Origin of the sequence: Bradyrhizobium arachidis (genome assembly GCF_024758505.1) — a bacterium.
GTDB classification, from domain to species: domain Bacteria; phylum Pseudomonadota; class Alphaproteobacteria; order Rhizobiales; family Xanthobacteraceae; genus Bradyrhizobium; species Bradyrhizobium manausense_C.
In genome coordinates, this window is sequence record NZ_CP077970.1 from 4,714,244 (window position 1) to 4,735,803 (window position 21,560).

The window sequence follows — 21,560 nt, forward strand, 5'->3', positions numbered from 1 at the left end:
CTGGATCGCCCGCCTGCGCGGGCGATGACAAGTTCTGGGCATGCGCACCGACCTTTTCGATTTCGATCTTCCCGTCGAGCGCATCGCGTTGCGTCCGGCGCATCCGCGCGATTCCGCGCGGATGCTGGTGGTGCAGGAGGCGGGACTGCGCGATCAGATCGTCTCCGAGTTGCCGCAATGGCTGAGACCCGGCGATCAGCTCGTGGTCAACGACACCAAGGTGATCGCCGCGCAGTTGAAGGGCCGCCGCATCGGGCGGGAGACCGAGCCGAAGATCGAGGCGACGCTGATCAAGCGGCTGGACGGCTCGCGCTGGCAGGCGCTGGTGAAGCCCGCGAAGAAGCTGGTCGCCGGCGACCGCATCCGCTTCGGCAATGAGGGCAAGGTCTGTCTGCTCGGCCATCTCGATGCCGAGGTTGAGGCCAAGGGCTCCGAAGGCGAGGTGACGCTGTCGTTCTCGTTCCACGGGCCGACGCTCGATCAGGCGATCGCCGATCTCGGCAGCCCGCCGCTACCGCCCTACATCGCATCGAAGCGTACGCCTGACGAGCAGGACATGGCCGACTACCAGACCATGTTCGCGGCCAATGAGGGCGCGGTGGCTGCACCGACCGCCGGGCTGCATTTCACGCCCGCTCTGGAAGAGGCGTTGCGCGCGCGCGGCGTCGGCATCGTCAGCGTCACGTTGCATGTCGGGGCAGGGACGTTTTTGCCGGTGAAGGTCGAGGACACCGCCGGCCACAAGATGCATGCGGAATGGGGAACGATCTCGGCGGAAACCGCGGAGAGGCTGAACAGCGCGCGGCGCAAGGGCGGCCGCATCGTCGCGGTCGGCACCACCTCGCTGCGGCTATTGGAAAGCGCAGCCAGCGAAGACGGCACGATCCGGCCGTTCGAAGCCGAGACCTCGATCTTCATCACACCCGGCTATCGCTTCCGCGCGGTGGATATCCTGCTCACGAATTTTCATCTGCCGCGCTCGACGCTGTTCATGCTGGTGTCGGCCTTCGCGGGCCTAGACACGATGAAGCAGGCCTACGCGCATGCGATCGCGCGCGGCTATCGGTTCTATTCGTATGGGGATGCGTGCCTGCTGTTTAGAGCATCGCCGTCACCCTGAGGTGCTCGCCTCTTCGGCGAGCCTCGAAGGGCGACGGCCCGGCTGGCGCATCACGGGCCGTTCATCCTTCGAGGCTCCCCATGCGGCGCCTTGCGCCGCATGGCTCGCACCTCAGGATGACGGAGTGGGGACAGAGGCTCGTTACGCCATCGCGCGCTCCGGCAAGAGCTCCGCGATCTGCACCGCGTTGAGCGCCGCGCCCTTCAAGAGCTGATCCGCGGCGACGAACATCGAGACCGAATGCCCCGATGGATCGCTGAGATCCTTGCGGATGCGGCCGACCAGCACGTCGTCCTGGCCGGAGGCGTCGATCGGCATCGGAAAATAGTTTTTTGCGCGATCGTCGACGATCTTGACGCCGGGGGCCTGCGCCATGATCGACCGCACCTGGTCCTCGGTGATCGGCTTCTCGCATTCGAAGGTGATGGCCTCGCAATGCGCACGCAGCACGGGGACGCGGACGCAGGTCACGCCGACGGCGATCGTGTCGTCCTCAAAGATCTTGCGGGTTTCCTTGATGACCTTGGTCTCTTCGTCGTTGTAGCCGGTCTCGGGGTCAACAGCGGTGTTGTGGTTGAAGAGGTTGAAGGCGAAGGGATGCGGCATCACCTTCGGCGTATAGACCTGCCCGTTGAGGTTGGCGCGGGTGGATTCCACGAGCTCCTCCATGGCCGCGGCGCCGGCGCCGCTGGCGGCCTGGTAGGTCGCGATGATCACGCGCTTGATGCGGTTCTTCCTGTGGATCGGCCACAGCGGCACCAGCGCGGTGATCGCGGCGCAGTTCGGGTTGGCGATGATGCCCTTGTGGTCGCGGATGCGGTTCGCGTTGATCTCGGGGATCACCAGCGGCACGTTCGGATCCATGCGGAAGGCCGAGGAGTTGTCGACCACGACGGCGCCGGCCTTCACGGCAATCGGCGCGTACTTCTTCGAAATGCTGCCACCGGCGGAGAACAGCGCGATATCGACGCCGTCGAAGGAGCGCTCCGTGAGCTCTTCGATCACCACGGGCTGACCGCGGAAGGAGATCGTCTTGCCGGCGGAGCGGGCGCTGGCGAGCGCCTTCAGCTTGCCGACGCGGAAGCCGCGCTTGTCCATGGTGGCGATGAATTCGGCGCCGACGGCGCCGGTGACGCCGACAATCGCGACGACGGGATCGTTACTCACTTTGTCCTCCGTTTCCTGAGCTTGAGACAACAAAAAAGCCCCGGACCATCACGGTGCGGGGCTGCGGTAGAGTGGATTGCGTTAAGTCCGTGACTACGCGCGCACGCCTCCCCGGGCCCCAAAGGCCGTGGTGGTTTTCGTCGTGCGTTTCGTGGTCATGAACATGGCGGCGACTTATGCGTGAGAGTTTTGCCGCCGTCAACGGCTTTTCGCCACAATCCGGACGGTCACTTTCGCCCAGCGGCGCCCGGAGGCTCGAGAATGACTTCCTTCAGCTCGGAGCCGCTGATGACGACAATCGCAAAGTTCAGCCGGCCGCGTTCGCGGACGAGCCCGCCGCTGATCGCCTTGCCCGATGCCGCGTGTTCGGCCACCCGCACCGCATCCGAGAGCCGCTGCCGGACGGCCCGGAGTGCGGCGAGATTGCTGCGGTCGTCAGCGTCGAGCTCCTTCACGGGGAGGGCCGCCGGGCCACCCACGATCCTTCCGGTGGTGGCGTCGATGGCATGTTGCCAGACGCGGTCATTGTGCAGGGTTTTCACCCGGTACACTGGTGCGTGCGATGCGCCGTCGAAGCTGACATCGGCGGTCGTCGATCCCGCATGCAGCGCCTCAGCGATCGCCATCGCCTGGCTCAGCGAGATCGCGGAGCCGCGGAAAAGCTGGATCTCCCGATTGATCGCCTGCTGATCCGATAGGGCGCTATCGCCGGTGTCGTTGCGCTGGGAGGCCGGCGCATCCGTCGAGGCCGCGACAGCAAGGACCGGGGCGGGAAGGAGGACTGCGAGCAGCAGGGCGATCGCAAGCGACGGACTCCAGGATTTCGGTGTGCGCATCATGGCTGTCTCCATCCTGAACCTGTGTCTACCGGCGGATGGGCCGGATCGTCTTGTACAAAAGTGCGGCCGACCCTTTGGGCACACGGGTCGGCCGCGGAACACCGCAACGGAACCGTATCCCGTCGCGTCTTTCAGAGTCCTAAAGACGGTGCGAACCCGCTGGGGCTGGCGATAGCAGGCGCTGCATCGTCTCTATAATAAAACCATACCGTATCGTTTTATTTCGGTCAACGACGGATCGGCGCTGGACCGGGCGGGGGGCCTGGTCTCACGGAATTGTCAGCGGGGCGGGCGGCGGCGGGCCGGGCTCTTGGGCGCGGCGGTCTGGAGGCGGCTCGGCGGCCCGAGGGCACCGGCCAAAAACAGCCGGATCGCTGCGCGCATGCGCTTTTCGGCGGCCTTCAGCTCGAGCGCCATTCCGAAGGTTGCCATGCGGTGGGTGTGGCCGACGACGACGTCGAGAAAGACCTCGGCTGCAATCGTGGTGTCCTCGAGGTCGAGGGCGCCCTGCGTCACCAAATGATCGAAGAAGCGCGCGGTGGTGGCGACGGCCTTCTGCCAACCCTCTTCCTTGCCGAGCTTGGCGAACTCGGGAAAGTTGATCGATTGTGCCGTCAGCATGCGGCTGAAGGCCGCCGCATCCGGACCGCAGGTGAACAGCAGCATCTCGCGCCCGACGTCCACCAGCCGCTGCTCGGCCGAGACGTTCGCGGAGCTCGTGAGCTGTACTTCCGCAGCCTTGGCCAGCGGGGCAAGCCAGCGCTCGATCTCGCGCCTGAGCACCGCCGCGAACAGCCCGCGCTTGTCGCCATAGCGGGCGTAGACGGTGGGCTTGCTGACCCGGGCCGCTTCCGCGACCGCGTCGAGCGAGGTCGCCTCATAACCGCGCTCGAGGAATAGCTGGGTGGCCACCTCGATCAACCGTTGGTCGCGCTCGAGCGCGGCGCTTTTGGTCGGCCGGCCGCCGCGCGACTTCGGCACGTCGCGTCTTGCCGTTCTGGCCTTGGCCGCAGTCACTCCCATGCCCGTTGATTCCTGCGCGGTTGCGGACGGTCGCCATCGCTCTATAGCGTGCAGCGATCGGGGCGTCATCGCCAATCTGGACGAATTGCTCCTGTTTTCAACGGTCTAGAGCATGATACGGAAAAGCCTTACGGCAGCTCCGAGCTCCATGCGCGGCCGCTTGCAGCCTTTTCATATCCGTACTGATAGAGCGCGCGCATGTAGGCGGTGTCGAACCCTTGCGAGGCTGGCGAGGGGTATTCGCGCTCGATGTAGGAGAGGTGAAAGCCCAGCCGGTTGCGCTTGGCGAAATCATAGGTCGAGAAGATCACGGAGCGCGTCTGCGACTGGGTGATCGACGACAGGCTGCGCGAAGCGACGTTGATGGTGCCGTTGGGCACGAGCTCGAAGGTGCGTTCGATCTTCTTGTTGACGAGGATGTAGATGCTGAGGCGGCTGTTTTCGGGCAGGCGACCGTGGAACAGCAGCGCGTCCGGCAGCGTGAGCACCGGCGCGGTCACGCCGCCATCGACATGCATCTCCTGAAAGCGCCGGCCCTGGCCTTCGGCTTCGATCAGGATAGGAGGAAACACCAGCGGAATGCTGGCGGACGCTGCCATCACGTCGCGGAACAGATGCAGCGCCTCGGGCGAGCCGATCGCGGCGATCTTCCCCATGTCCCAGATGGCGGTCCGCTGGGTGTCGAGATCGGTGGTCACCACGAGCAGCCTTCGGCCCTTGGCATTTTCGCGCGCAACCTGGGCCAGGATTTCGGGGCCGACATAGCGGGCGACCAGCTCGCGCAGTCGCGTATTGCCGAACAGGCCGGACCCGAACAGCACGCGCATGATGCTGGGATCTTCGAGCAGGCTTTCGGCAACGCCGCTGGTGTAAACCTCCCTCAGCGTGTCGTCATATTGCGGCCCAAGAAACGCGAAGGGCGCGATCAGTCCGCCGGTGCTGACTCCGGAGACGATTGAAAAGGTCGGGCGGGTGCCGGAAGCGGTCCAGCCATTCAGCACGCCGACGCCATAGGCGCCATCGGCGCCGCCGCCCGAGAGCGCCAGATAGGTTCTAGTCGCCGAGACGTCGGTCTTCTCAAAACGAAAATTCGCGACGGGTTCGTCGGTGTAGCGCCTGAGGCCATCGAGGCTAAGCACGCGGGAGCTGCTGGCCTCAGCCGCCGTGTAGGGGGTGCGCGGCAGGGCCGTGCAGGCGGCCAGCGCCAGGCTGCATAGCAGCACGACCGGCCTGAGCAGGCGAACGCCCGCGCGTTTCATTCCACCGTAGAAAAGGGCGGTCGATACAGTCAAACTTGATGGGGAGGGCATTCGCCGTCAGTTACCGTTCACGCACATGCTGTCGCCGGCAGCATCGCTGCGGCGTCCCGTTCGGCCCCATCCATAAAACTATACGGTATCGTTTTATTTAACAAGGTGCCGGATGGGGCCGTGGCGAGGTCAATTGTGTCCCGGGTTGGGCAGGGGGCCCTGCGGCCGGGCACTGGGCGGTTGATTGGCACTTCCGGGCACGCAATAAGCAGCCGCATGAGTCTTCCCAATCATTTCGAACTGCTCGCAACCGATGGTCGGGCGCGGACCGGCCGCCTGACCACGCCGCATGGCACGGTGCGGACGCCCGCCTTCATGCCGGTCGGCACCGCCGGCGCCATGAAGGGCATGCATTGGCGCGAGGTGCGCGATGCCGGAGCCGACATCGTGCTCGGCAATACCTATCACCTGATGCTGCGGCCGGGCGCCGAGCGCATCGCGGCGCTGGGAGGCCTGCAAAAATTCACCACCTGGAATGGGCCGATGCTGACGGATTCTGGCGGCTTCCAGGTGATGTCGCTGTCGGACCTGCGCAAGGTGAGTGAGAACGCCGTGACGTTCCGCTCGCACATCGATGGCGCCAAGGTGGAGTTGTCGCCGGAACGCTCGATCGAGGTGCAGCGGCTCCTCGGCTCTGACATTGCGATGCAGATGGACGAATGCGTGCGGCTGCCTGCCGAGCGCGACGACATCGAGCGCGCGATGCGGCTGTCGCTGCGCTGGGCCGAGCGCTCGAAGCGCGCCTTCGAGAGCGCGCCCGACGGCTACATGCTGTTCGGCATCGTGCAGGGCGGTGACGTGCCGGAACTGCGTCATCAAAGCGCACAAGGCCTCGTCGAGATCGGCTTCCACGGTTACGCCATCGGCGGCCTCGCGGTCGGCGAGCCGCAGGCGGTGATGCTCGCGATGATCGAAGAGAGCGCGCCTTCGCTGCCGGCCGATCGTCCCCGCTATCTGATGGGCGTGGGCACGCCCGAGGACATCCTCGAGGCCGTGAAGCGCGGCGTCGACATGTTCGACTGCGTGATGCCGACCCGCAATGGTCGTCACGGCGTCGCCTTCACGCGCTTCGGCCAGGTGAATCTGCGCAACGCGCGCCACGCCGACGATCCGCGTCCGCTGGACGAGGAGAGCATGTGGCCGGCCGCGCGCAATTATGCGCGCGCCTACCTTCACCATCTCGTCAAGGCAGGCGAGACGCTCGGCGCCATGCTGCTGTCGGAAATCAATATCGCCTACTACCAGCACCTGATGCAGGGCATCAGGGACGCAGTCTCACACGGAACTTTCGAACAGTTTTATCAGCAGACGCGTGAAGACTGGGCGAGGGGCGACATCGCGCCCCGCGCGTGACGTCAGTTGCAAGTGAAGCGCTTGACCGAATGCTTGGTCACGAAGCCGTAGCCGCAGGTGTCGCAGGTCCAGAGATAGCTGATCATTTGGTCCGAGACATAGGCGGAGGCTTCGGCGGCGACCATGGAGTCGGCGCATACTGGACAGGTGGGCAACTCGCTGCAACGCGGATCGTGGTTACGCGCGACGGTCGTCAAGACTTCAGCAACTGCTGACATCTGGTGACCTCCCTGCTTTTTTCTAGACCTAAGTCTAACATAAGCAGAATCAGTTGACGAGGTCGCAACACAAATGCGTTGGTTTTCTGTTATGTACAACTCACGCGATTTTGCGATGCAGCGAATTTGGGCGCCGTCGCATTGTTGCTTGCGTGTCGTCACAAGCTGCCTCTAACTCACCAAGACCGCGAATAACGCGCCTATTGTCGCCACAGGGAGTTTCTCATGGACGCAACGTCCAACACGCGTGCAGCGCACCAACCCGGCCGCGGCCGGGTCTTTGACTCGATCGTCGACGCCTTCGGCGACACGCCGATCGTGCGGCTGCGCCGGTTACCGGGCATGCAGGGCGTGAACGCCACGATTTTAGCCAAGCTCGAATATTTCAATCCGGCCGCGAGCGTGAAGGACCGCATCGGCGCGGCCATGATCATCGCCATGGAGAAGGCCGGTCACATCAAGCCGGACACGGTGCTGATCGAGCCGACCTCCGGCAATACCGGCATCGCGCTCGCCTTCGTCGCGGCGTCGCGCGGCTATCGGCTGAAGCTGGTGATGCCGGAGTCGATGTCGATCGAGCGGCGCAAGATGCTGGCCTTCCTCGGCGCCGAGCTGGTGCTGACGCCGGCGGCCCAGGGCATGAAGGGCGCGATTGCAGCCGCCGAGGAGCTGCTGCGCACGACGCCAAACTCGGTCATGCCGCAGCAATTCAAGAACCTCGCCAATCCCGACGTTCATCGCCGGACCACGGCGGAAGAGATCTGGAACGACACCGGCGGCAACATCGACATCTTCGTGGCGGGTGTCGGCACGGGCGGCACGATCACCGGCGTCGGCCAGGTGCTGAAGCCGCGCAAGCCATCCTTGCGGGTCGTCGCCGTCGAGCCGGAAGAGAGCCCGGTGCTGTCAGGCGGTGCGCACACGCCGCACAAGATCCAGGGCATCGGCGCGGGCTTCGTGCCTGACATTCTCGACCGCTCCGTGATCGACGAGATTGTGAAGGTCAATTCGACGATCGCCATCGAGACCTCACGCGCACTGGCCCGGCATGAGGGCATTCCCGGCGGCATCTCCTCCGGTGCCGCGATCGCCGCGGCGCTTGCGATCGGCAAGCGGCCGGAATCTGCGGGAAAAACCATCCTGGCCGTGGTGCCGTCCTTCGCCGAGCGCTATCTTTCGACCGCTCTGTTTGAGGGAATCTAGGATATGGCGGATCAGCCGAGACGGCCGCGCACGCTGGGTGATGCGCGGTCGGAAGCCGAGGCGGCGTTCAAGAAGGTGACGGCCAAGGTCGCCCAGGCCCCGCCGAAGACGAACGCCGTTCCCGGCGTGAAGGAGCAGGTCACGCTGCGGATCGATCAGGACGTGCTGGAGCACTTCCAGTCCGGCGGTCCCGGCTGGCAGGACCGCATCAACGACGCCCTACGCAAGGCAGCCGGGAAGTAGGCACTTCCGTCAGAAAAAGAAAAAGCCCGGCAGCGAGCCGGGCTTTTGTTTTTGAATCGGGGCTGCGCCGGCTTAGCGGCGGAGCATGCCGCCCATCATGCCACCGACGACGCCGCCCACGAAGGCCGCGCCGGCGGCATCGCCGCCGCTGCTGCGCTGAGGCGCCGGAGCCGGAGCACTTTGTTGGGCGGGCGCGGTGTTGGTGGCGCGCCGGGCCGGCTTCGGGTTGTCGCCGCTCGCCGTCGCGGGCGCGGCAACGATCTCGGAGAGCATGGCCTTGTGCTGGAGCTTGTTGAGATAGCCCGTGGACGGGTAGCCGCGGGCGGCCTGCCAGCGCTTGATCACGGAGCGGGTCTCGTCAGTGAACTCGCCCGTCAGCTTGGTGTCGAAGCCGAGCCCGGTCAGGCGGCGTTGCACGTCGCGGCGCTTGCCCTTGTCGAGCCCGATCTGATCCTCGGTGACTTGGCTGGCCTCGTCGGTGAAGGTTGCGGGATCGACACCGGCGTTCAGGGTACGGGTCGTCGTCGACGGACCGCTCTTGATCGCCGCGAGCCGCGCCAACGCCAGAGACTTGAACTGGCCGTTGGGATAGGCGGAGATATAGGCGTTGAGTTCTTCCGCCTTGTTGGACTCCTTCACCGAGCGCCAGAACTCGAGTTCGGCCTCGGAACCGCCCGAGGCGACCGGTGCGGCGGTCGCCGTCGGCGCCGCGTTCGCCACCTGCGTTCCCTGCGCCGGGTTGAGATAGACGGCGCCGATCAGGTTGGTGTGGCCCCAGGGAAGCTGACCCTTGTGGGTTTCTTCGTTGACCTGGGCGCGGACCGACGTCATAGCCTGCTGGATTTCGATGCCGGGCTTGGTGATGTTGTCGATCAGCGCACGCGTGAACGGGCTGTTGTTGCCTTCCTGGCCGTCGAGCGCGGTCTGGCCCGGGCCGGTCGCGAAGGCGATCAGCGTGCCTTCGCCGGACTTCATCTCGGCCAATCCGCTTCCGACGTTGACGCTGCGGGTCGCCGAATTGGACTTGATCTTGGCGGCAAAGGGATTGTCGCGGCAGGCGTCGAGGAACACCAATTTCACCTTCGCGTCGCCCATGGTCTGGTCGAGCGTCAGGTCGATGTTGATGGCGGCGCCGAGCTTGACGTCCATCTCCGTTTTGATGTCGGCATCGACAGGCAGCAGATAGTTGGTGCCACCGACGGCGATACCGTGACCGGCATAATAGAACACCGCGACGTCGGTGCCTTGGGCCTTGCGGCCGAAATCCAGGAGCTTCTCGGTCATCTGGTCGCGGGTGAGGTTCGAGCCCTCGATCACCTCGAAGCCGACATTGCGCAACGTCGCTGCCATCGCCTTGGCGTCGATCGGCGGGTTCGGCAATTGCGCAACGTTCTTGTAGGCGCCATTGCCCACCACGAAGGCGACGCGTCGATCGGCATACGCGGCGTCCACGGTGGCCGCCATGCAGATCAGGGACAGGAGGAGGGTGAGATAGCGCATCTGAAATCCCCAACAGAATCGAATTCAAATCAGCAACAGGATTGGTTCGAACTTACACAAATCGCCGGTCTTCGCGCCAGCAATTCGCAGATCGCCCAACCCATTGCCAAGTGTGACGGATGGAACCCCCGTTCGAACGTGATCCAAATCACGGACGACTACTTTGATTGGTCGTTGGGAGTCGCCTAACGGTTCACCGCGCGGCCGTGGGAACCGGAGCCGCCGGCTTCAAATTCAGAAGATTCCCAAACAGGATCAGCGCGGCGCCGAATACCGTCCAGGCATCGAGCCGCTCCGAATACAGCAGCCAACCAGCAGTTGCGGTGAGGGGGACCCGGAGGAAGTCCATGGGCACCACGATGCTCGCGTCCGCATAGCGCATCGCGCTGGCGAGGCAGTAATGCGAGAACGTGCCGCAGATGGCGATCACGATGACCCAGCCCCAGGCATAGGTCGACGGCCAGGACCAGACGAACAGCGTCGGAACGAACCCCGCGATCGATTGCACCACCAGCATCCAGAACAGAATCGAGAGCGCCGTCTCGGTACGGGTGAGCGACTTCACCAGGACCATCGAGATCCCGAAGCCGATCGCCGCACCAAGGGCGATCAACTGGCCCGGATTGATCTCGCCGGTCGCGGGCCGCACGATCATGACGACGCCGATGAGGCCGAGCAGGATTGCTGAAATCCGCCACGACGTCATGCGCTCCGACAGGAAAGTGGCCGCAAGGATTGCGGTCCAGATCGGCATGGTGAATTCGATCGCCACCACCTGACCGATCGGAATCAGCGTCAGCGCGACGAACCAGCAGAGCTGCGCGCCGTAGTGGATCAGGTTGCGTCCGATGTGCTCGGGCAGGCGCGCGGTCTTGAGCACGGCGAATCCGCCGGCACGATGGATCATCGGATACAGCAGCACGAAGCCAAGCAGCGAGCGCATCTCCATGATCTGAAAAACGTTGAGCTCGCGCGTGGTCTCGCGACCGGCGATCGCCATGATCAGCATCAGCGACAGCCAGCCGGCCATCCAAAGTGCGGCCATCGGGATCGACGGAGATTTGCTCATCGGCAAAGAAGGTCAGCGGGGAGGAGACTTCGCGAAAGGAAGGCCGGTATCCGCGACATCGGCATCGTTTGCAACGGCCAAAACTGCGGATGCAGCGATGCACGGCTGCGTGGTAGAGCCTTTTCCGTTCCGATGAAATCGGAACGGGGCTCTAGATTCTCGTTTTGACGCGTTTTCTTTACGCGAACCGGTACCCACTTCGCTCGAAAACGCTCTAATGGGATGGCAAACAGCAGAAAACGGGAGAAACAGCTCATGCGTGTCCTGCAGCCGGCAGAATGGTCGAAACCGCGCGGCTTCTCTCATGGTGTCATGGTGGATGCCCCCGGGCGCTGGGTCGTGCTGGCGGGCCAGACCGGCGGCGATGAGAAAGGCGATTACGCAGCCGACCTCGCCGCGCAGGTCGCGACAGCGCTGAAGCGGATCATGAAGCTTCTGGCTGAGGCCAACGCCGGTCCGGAGCACATCGTCCGCCTGACCTGGTATCTGACCGACCGCAGTGAACATGAGGCGGCCGGCGCCGGCATCGGGGCCGCCTGGAAGGAGACGCTCGGGCGCAATTTTCCGCCGTCGACGCTGCTCTATATCGGCGGGCTGGTCGATACGCAGGCCAAGGTCGAGATCGAGGTCACGGCCTTCGTTCCCAACGGATAAAACAAGACGATCCGGCGCGAGCGCCGGATCGTCGTTAGGTCTGCGCTGTCGTTACTTCGACAGCGAGATGTTGGCGCCGCGGAACTGGCTGTCGGCCTTCAACGAGACCGTCTGCTTGTTGCCGCTCGTCCTCAGCGCGAGGTTGGCATTGAAGCCGGCCGTGCTGACCGCCAGATCGTAATTCCCGCCGCCGCCGCGGCCCTGCAACGCGCCGCTGATGTTGCGGCTGGTCTCGGTCCAGCTTCCGGAAATCGTGTTGCTGCCTTCCGCCCTGACGCTGGCGCCGAGGTTGAACTTGTAGGCATCGCTGGCACAGGTCAGCGACATCTCCATGGTCGGGCCAATGGGTGCGTATTTGGCGCGGCAGCGGATACGCTCGGTCGATCCGTCATCAAGGGTGACGGTGCCGCCGCCCTGCCACGACCCCGCCAAGGGCGCGAACGGGCCCGACTGCGCCTTGCCATCCGTTGCCGCAAAGGACGCTGCAAACAAAACGGCGGCCGCCATGAGCAGCCGCCGGTTGTTGGCGCTACGTCCAGTTAGCTTATTGGCGCGATGCTTCCCACCGCCCGCTGCACGGTATGCCTCCAGATGCTCCATTCCACTTTCCCGATCCGGCGTTGCCGCTGAGTTGACCGTTGGCATATGCACCATTGATCGAAACTCGCACAAGGCCCTCGCGGCCAATGGTCCCGGAAACGTTGGCTCCCGGCGCCGTGATCTTGCCGTCGGCGACAGTCAGCATCGAGCTCGCGGTCGCGTCGCAGCTTCCGGTCTTGGTCACGATGGTGACCTGCCAGTTGCCGTCATAGGGCCCTTGGGCGAACGCCGGCGCGGCGAGGGAGCTGGCGAAAAGCGAAGCCGCGGAAATCAACGCAATGCGATCAAAACGCATGAATTCTGTCCTTGGATATGTCTGAGATGGTGACGCTTATTCGGGGCAAATGTGACAGAAATTTGCTGCGCCGCCAAAACCAAATTTGTTCCTGTGGGAACAATGGTTTATTTGCGATCCTTGGAGCGGTTTTCAGGGCGATTCCGGGCCGAATCGCGCATTCCAGGGTTAATGCGCCGACAGGCTCGGCGCGGCGGTCGCGAATTCCTCGTCCTGGACCTTGGCTGGCAGCGCCTTGTGGACGATTGCGTAGTCGATGACCTCGGCGAGCAGCTTCAACCCGAGCGGGGCGAGGGCGCGCTCCCACAACTGCCTGGCCGTCTCGCCTTTTTTCACGAAACACCAATCCTGCGCGGCGATGGCGCCGGCATCCATGCGGTCGGCAAGGTGATAGATGGTGCCGCCGGCGATCGGATCGCCTTCCTTGATCGTCCATTCGACGGCCGCCATGCCGCGGTGGCGCGGCAGGAGCGAGGGATGATAGCCAATGCCGCCGTACCTTGCGACGGCAAGCGCCTCCCTCGATATCCGGGCATGGCTGTGCGCGGTGATGATCAGGTCGGAGTTGGGCGCGATTTCGGAGGCCACGACGAGTTTTGGCTTGGCCTGCACCACCACCTCGATGCCAACGGCGTGGGCCGTGGAGGCCAGACGGTCGTCGGCGTCGGCGACGACGACCCGCACGACCTCCACGCCGTGCTCCCGGAGCATGTTGAGGGTGGTCACGCCGAAATGGCGGGAGCCGACAAGGGTAATGCGCATGATTCTCTGATCCGTCTGGCGGGCTGACGTTCCCGATAACACGCCGGAGGACGCTGTCACCACCCGATGCCGGCTTGCCCCGGTTATCAACAGCGCGCGGCGCGCAGGGCTGATCGAACCGGCCGCGGATCACCTGCGTCCAACGGGCAACCAGCCGTGGGAGCTGCCATGTCGAAATGGCCGAAATTGATGCTGATGAGCGGGATCACGTCGGTGCTCCTGATCTACGAGATCACGAGCGCGACGGAGGCGCCCAGCCAGGCGCTCGCCATCCTGCAATATGCGCTGCTCGCCTGCGCGCTGATCGGGCTGGCCGGCGCCGTCGTGATGTACGCGCAGGAGAAGTGAGGCGGCGAAGGACAGAGCGCCATTGCGCGCGCGGCCATCAAATGTTTCCATGGCCGGACCAAGCGATCCCCTCGCGCACTATCGCTACACGGCCTATCGCCGGCTGCCGCGGACATATTTTTGCGTGAGCGAGTAGCGCCGCATCCGGTAACAAGTTCTCAACACGCATCGCGTATCGACGAATCCGTCGCGGATTTGTATTGCGTACCGTGACCTCGGAATTCGACCTGCCAGTGCCGAGCCGGCGGGTCTTCTGCTTGGGACCGAATTTTGGAAATGGCCTGATGCCGAGCGCGATTGAACAGATCGTCGATACTTATGTCCGATTGAAGAACCGTCGCGGCCTGGAAGAGCTGATGATGCACCGGCAGCGGCTTGCGGTCGATCTGAAGGGCCGCTCCGGCTACGATTTCAGCCTGCCGATCCGCCAGATCGAGGAGGAGATCGCGACCATCGAGGCCGGATTGGGCGCGTTGAGGTCGGCGCTATCGGCGGCGGCCTAGGCCGGTCTTCAAGAGCTCCTATTTCGGCAAGGCCCCCGACTCGAGGCGCCCGGGCGCCGGCGATGGATAAGGCTTGGTTGGATTTGCCGGCTTGACGAGCCAATAGGCCCGGCCGTTGGTGTTCGGATCGCTGTTGTCGCTGGTCGAGAAATAGACCGTCGTGCCGTTCTTCTGCCGATGCGAGAACAGGCCGCCACCAACCGCCACGATATCGTCAAGCTCCGCATGGGCCGGGCCAAGTCGCTTGCCGTTCTCGAACAGCTCGACCGGTGATCGCGCGCGGTCGGCGTCGGTGTCGGCGAGCTCGTCGAACAGCCCGAAGCGCTCGGTCCCAAAGGCGTGGCTCGACGGGCCGACGGAATGCGCGAAGGGGCGGTACAGCTGGATTTTCTCGCCGGGGACGTCAGGTCCAACCGTGAAGGCCGGGTCGGGGACGTGCGCGCCCCGGGCCCAATAGGCTAGAGCGACGTAAGCACAGACCACGATGAGGGCGAGGCCAGCCTTCCTGCGTCGACTCCAACCAGATCCAATGCTGTTGACGCGGGTAGGGGGCATTTACCGGGGAAATTGCAATGCAGGCCGTGCGAGTGTGAATATTTGTGTCAACTATCAGGGCCGCTCGGCCCTGGGCAACCAAAATCGAACGAATGGCTAGCGAAGGGACCGGGCAGTTTGTCGTGCCACGGAAGCTTCAGAGCACGATCGGATGGCGGTATTTGCGCGCCAGCTCCAGATCGACATAGCCGCTGGCGTCGATCCACTCATGGGGACAATAGGCGAGTGTATCCGCGTCGATGTCGAGGCCGTCGCGCGCGATGGCCTGGCGAGTGCCCATCCGACCGGTCGAGACTTTTTCGCCAAGTTGGGGATCGAAACATAAAGCGTCGAAGACCGCAGTATCGTTCGTCATTTCCGCAATCCAAGGAGTTGAAAATCATCGCGGGCGCAATGAGCGGATGGTATCGCGGGAACCCGGGAGTGCAAGCGGGATCGTTGCCGCAACTGCTCAGTGATGTAGACGCCTTGCACACGTGGTGATGGCGCGGGATGCAGGAAGCTGGCATCCCAGCAGCAAGCGGATGTCACTGCTGGGCGCGCGCGTCTGGCGCGGCATCCTTCCTGACGTTCTTGTTGCCGTCCTTGGCATCGCCGCTCTTGGGATCAAGGTTCTTCTTGGCGTCAAGGTTCTTGGGCCGTGCAGCTTCCTTCGCACGCTGGGCCATCCAGGCGTCGTATTCGGGTGTACCGCGGCGCGGGGGCGCATCGGCCGGCAGTCCGCCCATCCAATGCGGCATGTCGGCGAGGTGCGTGCCCACGCTTGCATTGACGCCGCCGGAGTGCGGGCTGCTCGCGCAGCCGGCGAGCGACAGGCAGATGAGGCAGAGGAACATCCGGGTCATGGCGAGCCGGTTAAGAGTCGATTGTGGCCCAAAGCGGAAGGATCCGGGCGCAAGGCCAGCCGCTCTCATGTCGAAATGAAGGCTTGCCGAACTGAACGCCTGTCGAAATGAAGGCTTGGCGAGTTCAGGGCTTAAGTCCTGCCGCCCTCGATCACCGTGAACAGCGGCTTGGCCTGGGTCGGCTCGACCAGGAGCTCTTCGACCAGTGCGCTCGCCGCCTCGACATATTTGCGCGTCGGCTTATCGAGCGGACGGGTGGCTTCATCCGCGAGCGCGACGCGCGCTGCCTCGACCAGCTTGCGCATCCGCACCGCCTGTGTTCGTCGCCCGCCGTCAGCGACGCGCGTGCGAGCGAACGCAGGACGAACAGTTCGCCCTCGAGCCTGAGCAGGCGATCGTTGAGCTTGGCGAGGACGGCGTTGAGGTCGGGCATGGTGACGTTGGGGAACAAAACCGATTGTTGCGATTTAACCGTCCAGAGGTGAATGATCCCCAAACGCCTGCGACGAAATGTGCGGCAGCCTTTGCGCCGCCAAATTGTCGGCGCACGGACGTCCGTGGGACCACAATCGGGTGCGGTGGGCCGAGATGCGGGGCGGGTGGCGAGCAAAAGCTGGTATGGCTGCCTTCGCCGTGGCGGCGTATGTCGCGGCCGCCGCTTATTTCCACGCCAGCTATGTCGATCCCCGGCCAAAGGGGCGCATCGTCGTTCAACTCCTGCCGCCGTTCCAGCACGAAGCCGGGCATGCCTTCAGCGGGCAGGGCCGGCCGGGCGAATATGCCGCCGTCACTCCGTTCGCCGACGAGCCGAGCGAAGAGGGGCCCAGCCGAACGGCGATCTACGAGGATGGACGGATGCTCGGCGGCGGCCACAGCACCTTCCGCGACATCCGGGATCTGGGACAAGGCCGCTTCCTGTATCTCAAGGGCCGCCCCGTCTACTTCTCGAGCACCGACAACAGCGACCCGAACACCAACGGGCGCAAATATTGGATCGCGGTCCCGTAAGCGCGGGCTCCGACCCGACCAAAGCATCGAAACAACCCCATGCACAGTAGCCGGCGGTCGCCGGCATAAATTTTCGTATTTTACGAAAATCACTTGACGCGTCGGGCAAATCGCCGGTATATTGGCATCATTGGGATTGCCGTCGGGCGCACCCTTTTGAAGTTCTCGCGCCCCGCTATTGCTTGGCAGCCTGCGTCTCCAGACATTGATTGAGATAGGCGGTGCGGTCCCTCGGCAGCACCTTGTCGGCATCCGCCTTCTTGGCGCACTCCGATTGGCGGATCTGCTCGGCGCGGCGCTTTTCGGCGGCCTCGCGAAATTCGGGAGCAACCTTGTCGGGATCGACCAGCTTCTGCGACCTTGCGGGAGCGACAGCAAGCAGCGCAACCGCTGCGAGGATAATGAACTGTTTCAAATGAGCCTCCGGAAAAGACCCATCCTAGCGCCGCCTTGGTGAATGCTCAAACCAGACGGGTGCCGAGGCCGTCGCAATGTACCCGGCTACCCCGGCGCGGTCCGGCTGCCCCCGAGCTCAGCCGGCGCCCGCTTTTTTTCGCCACGTGTGAACTGCTTCACAAACAGAACGAGGATCATCCGCTATGGATGACGCATTGCTTTATTTAGTCATACTTGAAAAACGCCCCCGGCGCGCAAGCGCTGGGGGTTTTCGCTTGGGTGTCGATCGCGCGCTCTCGTTCGTCGTCGCGGTCATTTCGTGTTGCGATACCCCATCGCCGGCTCGGGCGGCTTATTCCAGTGGAAGTCCGGCCGCACCTCGGCGCCGTGCTTGCCGCAGACGGTGCAAACGAAGCGCGGCTCGATGTCGGAGAGCCGCAAATCGTCCGCCCAGCGATCGGCGCTGAGTGCAACGCTATGGCTGCACCGGTAGTCGGCGCAATAGACCAGCACGCCGCGCACGCCGGCATCGCGCATGTCGCCGAAGGTGATCTTTTGGGGCCGCATGGCCCATCAAGGCGCGAGGTTTTCGCCTTCGCAAATTATCAATGGCTGGTGGCTCGGAACGCGCGCGAGACACTTGGCGTCGTGGGTGTGGACAAGTCGCCTGAATGGCGCGCGGTTTGCGCGGCGCACGGACTGTCCATAGGGACTTCCGTGCGCGCCGGCGGTTCAGCAGAAGGCGGCGCTATTTGCCGGGCGTCCACGTGTCGAAATTGCCGTCCTTCTTGCCGGTCTTTTTGGCCTGCGTGACCGAAACGCCGTCGCGGCAGGCGATGTATTGCGCGACCTGCGCATTCGTGCCGGCGCGCTTTGCGACCCACATGTCGCGTGTAAAGCCCGCCTTGGCCATGCAATCCAATGCGTGCGGAGTCGAATTCTTGCCCTGGGCAAGCGCTGCATCAGTCGTGAAGGCGAGAAACAGACAGGCTCCGATCAGTAGCTTCTTCATTCTCAATTCCCCCATTCAAGAAAACACCTCCAGATTGTGGAGGTGAGTGCAGATAGCCAGAACCTGGAAGCAAGCCAAGGGAAAGTTCTGATGGTGCCTTGCGGCGTGCGTCACCGTATTTTCCGGGGTTGAGCGCTAACCTGGAATTAATCTGAAAAGCTCATAATTTAGGGCAGTTGTAGATGAGTGCTGCGTAGAGGAGCCGTCGCGAGGACGTTCCGGCGATAGCCTCCTCTTGTTCGCTCATTGAGGTCAATGCAAATGACCACGACACCGGAAGTGCAGGGCCTGGTCGAACAACTCGACCCCGCAGCGCTCGCAGCCGCAGCTGCGGCACCTGAACCCGAAGCCCTTGAAGCCCCAGAAGCCGACTTCCCGATCAGGCAGTCCAGCCGGAAATCGGTTGTGGCGCTGGCGGTGTGCGCCCTCGCCATCAACGGCGCGGCGGCGATCTATACGTTGCCATCAGGTCTTCAGTTGCCGGACGTCGGCAGTGTGGTGGCGGAGCTGATTCAGCCGAAAGCGCCTGCGCCGAAACCGGATCCGGTGATCGCCGCCTTGAAGGATATCCAGTTGGCGCAGCAGGAACATGCTGCTTCGCTGAACGAGAGCAATCAATCATTGCAGCAACAGACGGCGCTGATGCAGCAGGATTCAATGGTGATCCTGTCCCTGCGCCAGAGCATCACGGACGAGCGGGTCGATGTGAAGAAGATATCTTCGCAGCTTTCCACGCTCATCGCGAAGATCGACGCGCTGCAAAATACAATGATGTCGGACATCACCTCCGCCATTCCAAAAGGGTACGCTCGTAGTCGACTATTCGTGCGCAAACGGATGGTTCGGGAATCGAAGCCTGTCGCGCCCGTTGGGCCCGTTGGGCCTGTTTCGGTGGGCGGAGCTCCGCTGACCGTTCCGGCTACGACGCCGGTCCCGGAAAGCTGAAGACACGTCAAGCGAAGCGCTTGGCGCTATGTCTGCGCTAATCTGGCCCGCCGGTTCACGTCGGCGGGCCTTACGCTTCGACGATACACCGGAGCGTCCATTGTCACTGCCTGCGGCGCGCCCGAGGCTGTTGGACACTCTGCTGCGGTACGGCCTGCTGTTGGAAGAGAAGGCGCCGGTTTTCCTTGCATATCACGTTCGACCGGCCGGACGCGGACCACAGGCATTGCTCTCTCGTCTGATAAGAGCAGTCGCCGGAAGCGCCGAGCTCCCCGCCATAGACGCACCAGGGGTAGTCATACGAAACGGGAGAAGTGGAGCCTGCATTGGCGGCCGTCCCGGCTGCCAGCAAGGCGAATATGACGAGTATTGTGCGCATATCCGTATGTCCTGTCGTAAGGTTAGGGCGAATACCCAGAGATCATCGCCCCCTGATCGACCATCCAGACTGTCATCGGATGACTCCGTCGGGCTTGCGCCTCGGCTGGATATCTGGGCTTGGCCCGACGTGGTTCAACGCCCTCATGATGCCCTTCCAACAAAGTCGTCGGGCCCACGGCGCTCTGCCACCAGGATCAGAGCCTCCATTGCCGCTTGCCGCTCCGGCCGCAGCTCGAACGGAGTCACACGCGGGCCAATCCCTTTCCGTGATCGACATCACATACCGTCCCCTTGCCTTTCGGCAGGCTGTGAATACGCTGCTCACATTTGATTTGGGGCTGTAATGGGCGCGCTTCGGTTTTTCTTGATCATTTTTGCTGTGTGGCTCGGATGCGGACCGGCAATGGCCGAGCGGCGCGTGGCGCTCGTCATTGGCAACTCGGCCTACAAGAGCGTGCCGCGGCTCGCGAACCCCGCGAACGACGCCACCCTGGTCGGCGGCATGTTCAAGAAAGCCGGGTTCGATGCCGTGGACATCAAGCTCGACCTCAACGCCTCGGAAATGCGGAAGGCGCTGCGCGAGTTTGGCGGCAGGACCAGGGATGCGGACGTCGCCGTGGTCTACTACGCTGGTCACGGCATCGAACTCGATGGCGTCAACTATTTGATCCCCACCGACGCGACGCTGGAGACGGATAGCGACGTTCTCGACGAGACGATTGCTCTGGACCGCGCGCTGTTCGCGGTCGAGCCCGCGAAGCAACTCCGCCTGATCATTCTCGATGCCTGCCGCGACAATCCGTTCGCCAAGACGATGAAGCGGACGATCGCTGCCCGCGCCATCGGGCGGGGTCTGGCCAAGGTCGAGCCGACCAGCCCGAACACGATGATTGCGTATGCTGCGAAGGCGGGTTCGACGGCCTCGGATGGCGACTCCAAGAACAGTCCGTTCGCGGCGGCGCTGGTCGAGCGCCTCCCGACCCCGGGGCTCGACCTGGGCAAGGCCTTCCGCTTCGTGCGCGACGATGTCCTGAAGACCACCGGCAACAAGCAGGAGCCGTTTGTCTACGGTTCGCTCGGCGGCGATGACGTGGCGCTGGTCCCGGCGAAGCCCGTCGCGAGCGGGCCACAGGCAAACCCCGACAGCGAAATCCGGCGCGACTACGAGCTGGCGCTCCAGCTTGGCACGCGTGAAGGATGGACGGCTTTCCTCAACCGTTTTCCGAGTGGCTTCTATACCGACCTCGCCAAGGGCCAGTTGAACAAGATCGCTGCCGAAGATGCCCGCACGGCCGCCGCAGACAAGGCACGGCAGGCCGAGGACGAGAGAACGAGGCTGGCAGCCGAACGAGCGAAGAAGGCCGAGCAGGACAAGGCCGCCGCCGCAGCCAGGGCCGCCGAGGACGCCCGGCTCGCGGCGGAAAAGGCCAAGCAGGCCGAAGAGGCGAAGGCAGCGGCAGCCGAACAGCGCCGGAAGGATGCGGAGGCTGCCGTGGCCAAGGCTCAGGCCGATAAGCAGGCCGCGGCCGAGAAGGTGCTCGCCGACAAGATCGCCAACGACAAGGCGGCTGCCGAGCTTGCCGCAAAGCAGGCGGCCGAGAAGGCGCAGCGTGACAGCGAGCAGAAGGTCGCGGCAGTTGCTCCAACGCAAACGTCGCCCAGCCTCTCGCCGCAGGAGACCGCCAAACTGGTGCAGTCAGAGCTCCGTCGCGTCGGATGTCTGACCGGTGCATCGGACGGCGACTGGAACGCCTCCGCGCAGCGCTCGCTGACGCTGTTCAACAAGCACGCCGGCACGAAGTTCGACATCAAGCTCGCAAGCTTCGACGCGCTCGACGCGATCAAGAGCAAGCAAGGCCGCGTCTGCCCGCTGGTCTGCGATCGCGGGTTCAGGGCGGATGGCGATGCCTGTGTGAAGATCACCTGTCGTGCGGGCTATCGCGTCAACGACGAAAATGAGTGCGAGAAAGTACAGGACAAGAAGCCGGTCGCAACGCGCGAGGATGCGAAGCCGCGCAACGACGAGCGGAAGAAGGGTGAGGCCGCGCCCGCGAAGCCGCAGGCCACCGGCCAGATGTATTGTAACAGTGCGGGGTGTCGGCCAGTGCGGCCGGGCTGTCGACTTGAAATCCTGAATGGGCAGGCAGGGTATTCGCGGGCCGGTGGCGGCACCGGTAACTTTGAAGTCTGCAACTGAGGGGCTAGGGGGCT

General features: G+C 63.8%; 27 protein-coding genes and 1 pseudogene. 10 read left to right on the top strand and 18 right to left on the bottom strand.

Going from position 1 to position 21,560, the window contains the following annotated elements; translation table 11 throughout:
• Nucleotides 1–40: 40 nt before the first annotated feature.
• Entirely contained in the window at nt 41–1,120 is a 1,080-nt protein-coding gene (gene queA, locus KUF59_RS21755; RefSeq protein WP_212459593.1) for a tRNA preQ1(34) S-adenosylmethionine ribosyltransferase-isomerase QueA, read from the top strand.
• A 141-nt stretch (nt 1,121–1,261) separates the two neighbouring features.
• Here the strand turns inward: queA and KUF59_RS21760 are convergent, their stop codons facing one another.
• From KUF59_RS21760 to KUF59_RS21775, 4 genes are all read right to left on the bottom strand, one after another.
• The gene (locus KUF59_RS21760; protein WP_212459594.1) at nt 1,262–2,287 is read right to left on the bottom strand and encodes an aspartate-semialdehyde dehydrogenase; all 1,026 of its coding nucleotides are present in this window, start codon (nt 2,285–2,287) and stop codon (nt 1,262–1,264) included.
• A gap of 227 nt (nt 2,288–2,514) precedes the next feature.
• Entirely contained in the window at nt 2,515–3,123 is a 609-nt protein-coding gene (locus tag KUF59_RS21765) for a PepSY domain-containing protein (protein WP_212459648.1), read from the bottom strand.
• Nucleotides 3,124–3,405: 282 nt separating this feature from the next.
• Nucleotides 3,406–4,149 (bottom strand): TetR/AcrR family transcriptional regulator, encoded by a 744-nt coding sequence (locus tag KUF59_RS21770; RefSeq protein WP_212459595.1) that lies wholly within the window; start codon nt 4,147–4,149, stop codon nt 3,406–3,408.
• Between the two features lie 128 nt (nt 4,150–4,277).
• Entirely contained in the window at nt 4,278–5,408 is a 1,131-nt protein-coding gene (locus tag KUF59_RS21775; RefSeq protein WP_249140442.1) for a patatin-like phospholipase family protein, read from the bottom strand.
• Between the two features lie 267 nt (nt 5,409–5,675).
• Here KUF59_RS21775 and tgt point away from each other — a divergent pair, with 267 nt between their 5' ends.
• Entirely contained in the window at nt 5,676–6,812 is a 1,137-nt protein-coding gene (gene tgt, locus KUF59_RS21780) for a tRNA guanosine(34) transglycosylase Tgt (protein ID WP_212459597.1), read from the top strand.
• Nucleotides 6,813–6,814: 2 nt separating this feature from the next.
• Here the strand turns inward: tgt and KUF59_RS21785 are convergent, their stop codons facing one another.
• Complete coding sequence (locus KUF59_RS21785) at nt 6,815–7,030, bottom strand: hypothetical protein (protein WP_212459598.1); 216 nt, start codon at nt 7,028–7,030, stop codon at nt 6,815–6,817.
• Between the two features lie 225 nt (nt 7,031–7,255).
• On the opposite strand from KUF59_RS21785, the gene cysK reads away from it, so the two are divergent.
• Nucleotides 7,256–8,233, top strand: a complete 978-nt coding sequence (cysK, locus tag KUF59_RS21790) for a cysteine synthase A (protein ID WP_212459599.1) — start codon at nt 7,256–7,258, stop codon at nt 8,231–8,233.
• Between the two features lie 3 nt (nt 8,234–8,236).
• Entirely contained in the window at nt 8,237–8,476 is a 240-nt protein-coding gene (locus KUF59_RS21795) for a BrnA antitoxin family protein (protein ID WP_212404061.1), read from the top strand.
• Between the two features lie 72 nt (nt 8,477–8,548).
• Here KUF59_RS21795 and KUF59_RS21800 read toward each other — a convergent pair whose 3' ends face one another.
• Both KUF59_RS21800 and KUF59_RS21805 read right to left on the bottom strand, forming a co-directional pair.
• Entirely contained in the window at nt 8,549–9,976 is a 1,428-nt protein-coding gene (locus tag KUF59_RS21800) for a caspase family protein (protein WP_212459600.1), read from the bottom strand.
• 193 nt (nt 9,977–10,169) lie between these two features.
• Nucleotides 10,170–11,045, bottom strand: coding sequence for a DMT family transporter (locus KUF59_RS21805; RefSeq protein WP_212459601.1), 876 nt, complete (start codon nt 11,043–11,045; stop codon nt 10,170–10,172).
• A gap of 255 nt (nt 11,046–11,300) precedes the next feature.
• On the opposite strand from KUF59_RS21805, the gene KUF59_RS21810 reads away from it, so the two are divergent.
• Nucleotides 11,301–11,699: a RidA family protein gene (locus KUF59_RS21810; protein ID WP_212459602.1), complete on the top strand. Its 399-nt coding sequence runs from the start codon at nt 11,301–11,303 to the stop codon at nt 11,697–11,699.
• 34 nt (nt 11,700–11,733) lie between these two features.
• On the opposite strand, the gene KUF59_RS44370 is transcribed toward KUF59_RS21810, so the two are convergent.
• From KUF59_RS44370 to KUF59_RS21825, 3 genes are all read right to left on the bottom strand, one after another.
• On the bottom strand, nt 11,734–12,084 hold the full coding sequence (locus tag KUF59_RS44370) for a DUF6276 family protein (RefSeq protein ID WP_408918120.1): 351 nt from the start codon (nt 12,082–12,084) through the stop codon (nt 11,734–11,736).
• 159 nt (nt 12,085–12,243) lie between these two features.
• A complete protein-coding gene (locus KUF59_RS21820; RefSeq protein WP_212459604.1) occupies nt 12,244–12,594 on the bottom strand; it encodes a hypothetical protein in 351 nt (116 codons plus the stop codon).
• 168 nt (nt 12,595–12,762) lie between these two features.
• On the bottom strand, nt 12,763–13,356 hold the full coding sequence (locus KUF59_RS21825) for a formyltransferase family protein (protein ID WP_212459605.1): 594 nt from the start codon (nt 13,354–13,356) through the stop codon (nt 12,763–12,765).
• A 168-nt stretch (nt 13,357–13,524) separates the two neighbouring features.
• On the opposite strand from KUF59_RS21825, the gene KUF59_RS21830 reads away from it, so the two are divergent.
• A complete protein-coding gene (locus KUF59_RS21830) occupies nt 13,525–13,704 on the top strand; it encodes a hypothetical protein (RefSeq protein WP_212459606.1) in 180 nt (59 codons plus the stop codon).
• Between the two features lie 284 nt (nt 13,705–13,988).
• The gene (locus KUF59_RS21835; RefSeq protein ID WP_212459607.1) at nt 13,989–14,207 is read left to right on the top strand and encodes a hypothetical protein; all 219 of its coding nucleotides are present in this window, start codon (nt 13,989–13,991) and stop codon (nt 14,205–14,207) included.
• Between the two features lie 18 nt (nt 14,208–14,225).
• Here KUF59_RS21835 and KUF59_RS21840 read toward each other — a convergent pair whose 3' ends face one another.
• From KUF59_RS21840 to KUF59_RS44075, 4 genes and pseudogenes are all read right to left on the bottom strand, one after another.
• Nucleotides 14,226–14,690 carry a hypothetical protein gene (locus KUF59_RS21840; RefSeq protein WP_212459608.1) on the bottom strand — a complete coding sequence of 155 codons (465 nt, stop codon included), beginning with the start codon at nt 14,688–14,690 and terminating at the stop codon, nt 14,226–14,228.
• 208 nt (nt 14,691–14,898) lie between these two features.
• Entirely contained in the window at nt 14,899–15,117 is a 219-nt protein-coding gene (locus KUF59_RS21845) for a hypothetical protein (protein WP_212459609.1), read from the bottom strand.
• A 172-nt stretch (nt 15,118–15,289) separates the two neighbouring features.
• A complete protein-coding gene (locus KUF59_RS21850; RefSeq protein ID WP_212459610.1) occupies nt 15,290–15,607 on the bottom strand; it encodes a hypothetical protein in 318 nt (105 codons plus the stop codon).
• Nucleotides 15,608–15,738: 131 nt separating this feature from the next.
• Nucleotides 15,739–16,040: pseudogene (locus tag KUF59_RS44075) on the bottom strand (hypothetical protein).
• A 185-nt stretch (nt 16,041–16,225) separates the two neighbouring features.
• On the opposite strand from KUF59_RS44075, the gene KUF59_RS21860 reads away from it, so the two are divergent.
• Nucleotides 16,226–16,615, top strand: coding sequence for a hypothetical protein (locus tag KUF59_RS21860; protein ID WP_212459611.1), 390 nt, complete (start codon nt 16,226–16,228; stop codon nt 16,613–16,615).
• Between the two features lie 175 nt (nt 16,616–16,790).
• Here KUF59_RS21860 and KUF59_RS21865 read toward each other — a convergent pair whose 3' ends face one another.
• The 3 genes from KUF59_RS21865 to KUF59_RS21875 all read right to left on the bottom strand — a co-directional run bounded on the left by KUF59_RS21865 (nt 16,791) and on the right by KUF59_RS21875 (nt 18,023).
• Nucleotides 16,791–17,030: a hypothetical protein gene (locus KUF59_RS21865; protein WP_212459612.1), complete on the bottom strand. Its 240-nt coding sequence runs from the start codon at nt 17,028–17,030 to the stop codon at nt 16,791–16,793.
• A gap of 293 nt (nt 17,031–17,323) precedes the next feature.
• Entirely contained in the window at nt 17,324–17,578 is a 255-nt protein-coding gene (locus KUF59_RS21870) for a hypothetical protein (RefSeq protein WP_212459613.1), read from the bottom strand.
• 181 nt (nt 17,579–17,759) lie between these two features.
• On the bottom strand, nt 17,760–18,023 hold the full coding sequence (locus KUF59_RS21875; RefSeq protein ID WP_212459614.1) for a hypothetical protein: 264 nt from the start codon (nt 18,021–18,023) through the stop codon (nt 17,760–17,762).
• Nucleotides 18,024–18,278: 255 nt separating this feature from the next.
• Between KUF59_RS21875 and KUF59_RS21880 the strand changes: the two genes are divergently transcribed.
• A complete protein-coding gene (locus KUF59_RS21880; protein ID WP_212459615.1) occupies nt 18,279–18,968 on the top strand; it encodes a hypothetical protein in 690 nt (229 codons plus the stop codon).
• Between the two features lie 103 nt (nt 18,969–19,071).
• Here KUF59_RS21880 and KUF59_RS21885 read toward each other — a convergent pair whose 3' ends face one another.
• On the bottom strand, nt 19,072–19,347 hold the full coding sequence (locus tag KUF59_RS21885) for a DUF3551 domain-containing protein (RefSeq protein ID WP_212459616.1): 276 nt from the start codon (nt 19,345–19,347) through the stop codon (nt 19,072–19,074).
• Nucleotides 19,348–19,692: 345 nt separating this feature from the next.
• On the opposite strand from KUF59_RS21885, the gene KUF59_RS21890 reads away from it, so the two are divergent.
• On the top strand, nt 19,693–21,546 hold the full coding sequence (locus KUF59_RS21890; RefSeq protein ID WP_212459617.1) for a caspase family protein: 1,854 nt from the start codon (nt 19,693–19,695) through the stop codon (nt 21,544–21,546).
• The last annotated feature ends 14 nt before the right edge of the window (nt 21,547–21,560 follow it).

Bases quoted from the DNA above. Each gene is read 5' to 3' on its own strand.
- queA (WP_212459593.1), top strand. From the start codon at position 41: ATGCGCACCGACCTTTTCGATTTCGATCTTCCCGTCGAGCGCATCGCG.
- KUF59_RS21765 (WP_212459648.1), bottom strand. From the start codon at position 3,123: ATGCGCACACCGAAATCCTGGAGTCCGTCGCTTGCGATCGCCCTGCTG.
- KUF59_RS21770 (WP_212459595.1), bottom strand. From the start codon at position 4,149: ATGGGAGTGACTGCGGCCAAGGCCAGAACGGCAAGACGCGACGTGCCG.
- KUF59_RS21775 (WP_249140442.1), bottom strand. From the start codon at position 5,408: ATGAAACGCGCGGGCGTTCGCCTGCTCAGGCCGGTCGTGCTGCTATGC.
- tgt (WP_212459597.1), top strand. From the start codon at position 5,676: ATGAGTCTTCCCAATCATTTCGAACTGCTCGCAACCGATGGTCGGGCG.
- KUF59_RS21785 (WP_212459598.1), bottom strand. From the start codon at position 7,030: ATGTCAGCAGTTGCTGAAGTCTTGACGACCGTCGCGCGTAACCACGAT.
- cysK (WP_212459599.1), top strand. From the start codon at position 7,256: ATGGACGCAACGTCCAACACGCGTGCAGCGCACCAACCCGGCCGCGGC.
- KUF59_RS21795 (WP_212404061.1), top strand. From the start codon at position 8,237: ATGGCGGATCAGCCGAGACGGCCGCGCACGCTGGGTGATGCGCGGTCG.
- KUF59_RS21800 (WP_212459600.1), bottom strand. From the start codon at position 9,976: ATGCGCTATCTCACCCTCCTCCTGTCCCTGATCTGCATGGCGGCCACC.
- KUF59_RS21805 (WP_212459601.1), bottom strand. From the start codon at position 11,045: ATGAGCAAATCTCCGTCGATCCCGATGGCCGCACTTTGGATGGCCGGC.
- KUF59_RS21810 (WP_212459602.1), top strand. From the start codon at position 11,301: ATGCGTGTCCTGCAGCCGGCAGAATGGTCGAAACCGCGCGGCTTCTCT.
- KUF59_RS21820 (WP_212459604.1), bottom strand. From the start codon at position 12,594: ATGCGTTTTGATCGCATTGCGTTGATTTCCGCGGCTTCGCTTTTCGCC.
- KUF59_RS21825 (WP_212459605.1), bottom strand. From the start codon at position 13,356: ATGCGCATTACCCTTGTCGGCTCCCGCCATTTCGGCGTGACCACCCTC.
- KUF59_RS21830 (WP_212459606.1), top strand. From the start codon at position 13,525: ATGTCGAAATGGCCGAAATTGATGCTGATGAGCGGGATCACGTCGGTG.
- KUF59_RS21835 (WP_212459607.1), top strand. From the start codon at position 13,989: ATGCCGAGCGCGATTGAACAGATCGTCGATACTTATGTCCGATTGAAG.
- KUF59_RS21845 (WP_212459609.1), bottom strand. From the start codon at position 15,117: ATGACGAACGATACTGCGGTCTTCGACGCTTTATGTTTCGATCCCCAA.
- KUF59_RS21850 (WP_212459610.1), bottom strand. From the start codon at position 15,607: ATGACCCGGATGTTCCTCTGCCTCATCTGCCTGTCGCTCGCCGGCTGC.
- KUF59_RS21860 (WP_212459611.1), top strand. From the start codon at position 16,226: ATGGCTGCCTTCGCCGTGGCGGCGTATGTCGCGGCCGCCGCTTATTTC.
- KUF59_RS21870 (WP_212459613.1), bottom strand. From the start codon at position 17,578: ATGCGGCCCCAAAAGATCACCTTCGGCGACATGCGCGATGCCGGCGTG.
- KUF59_RS21875 (WP_212459614.1), bottom strand. From the start codon at position 18,023: ATGAAGAAGCTACTGATCGGAGCCTGTCTGTTTCTCGCCTTCACGACT.
- KUF59_RS21880 (WP_212459615.1), top strand. From the start codon at position 18,279: ATGCAAATGACCACGACACCGGAAGTGCAGGGCCTGGTCGAACAACTC.
- KUF59_RS21885 (WP_212459616.1), bottom strand. From the start codon at position 19,347: ATGCGCACAATACTCGTCATATTCGCCTTGCTGGCAGCCGGGACGGCC.
- KUF59_RS21890 (WP_212459617.1), top strand. From the start codon at position 19,693: ATGGGCGCGCTTCGGTTTTTCTTGATCATTTTTGCTGTGTGGCTCGGA.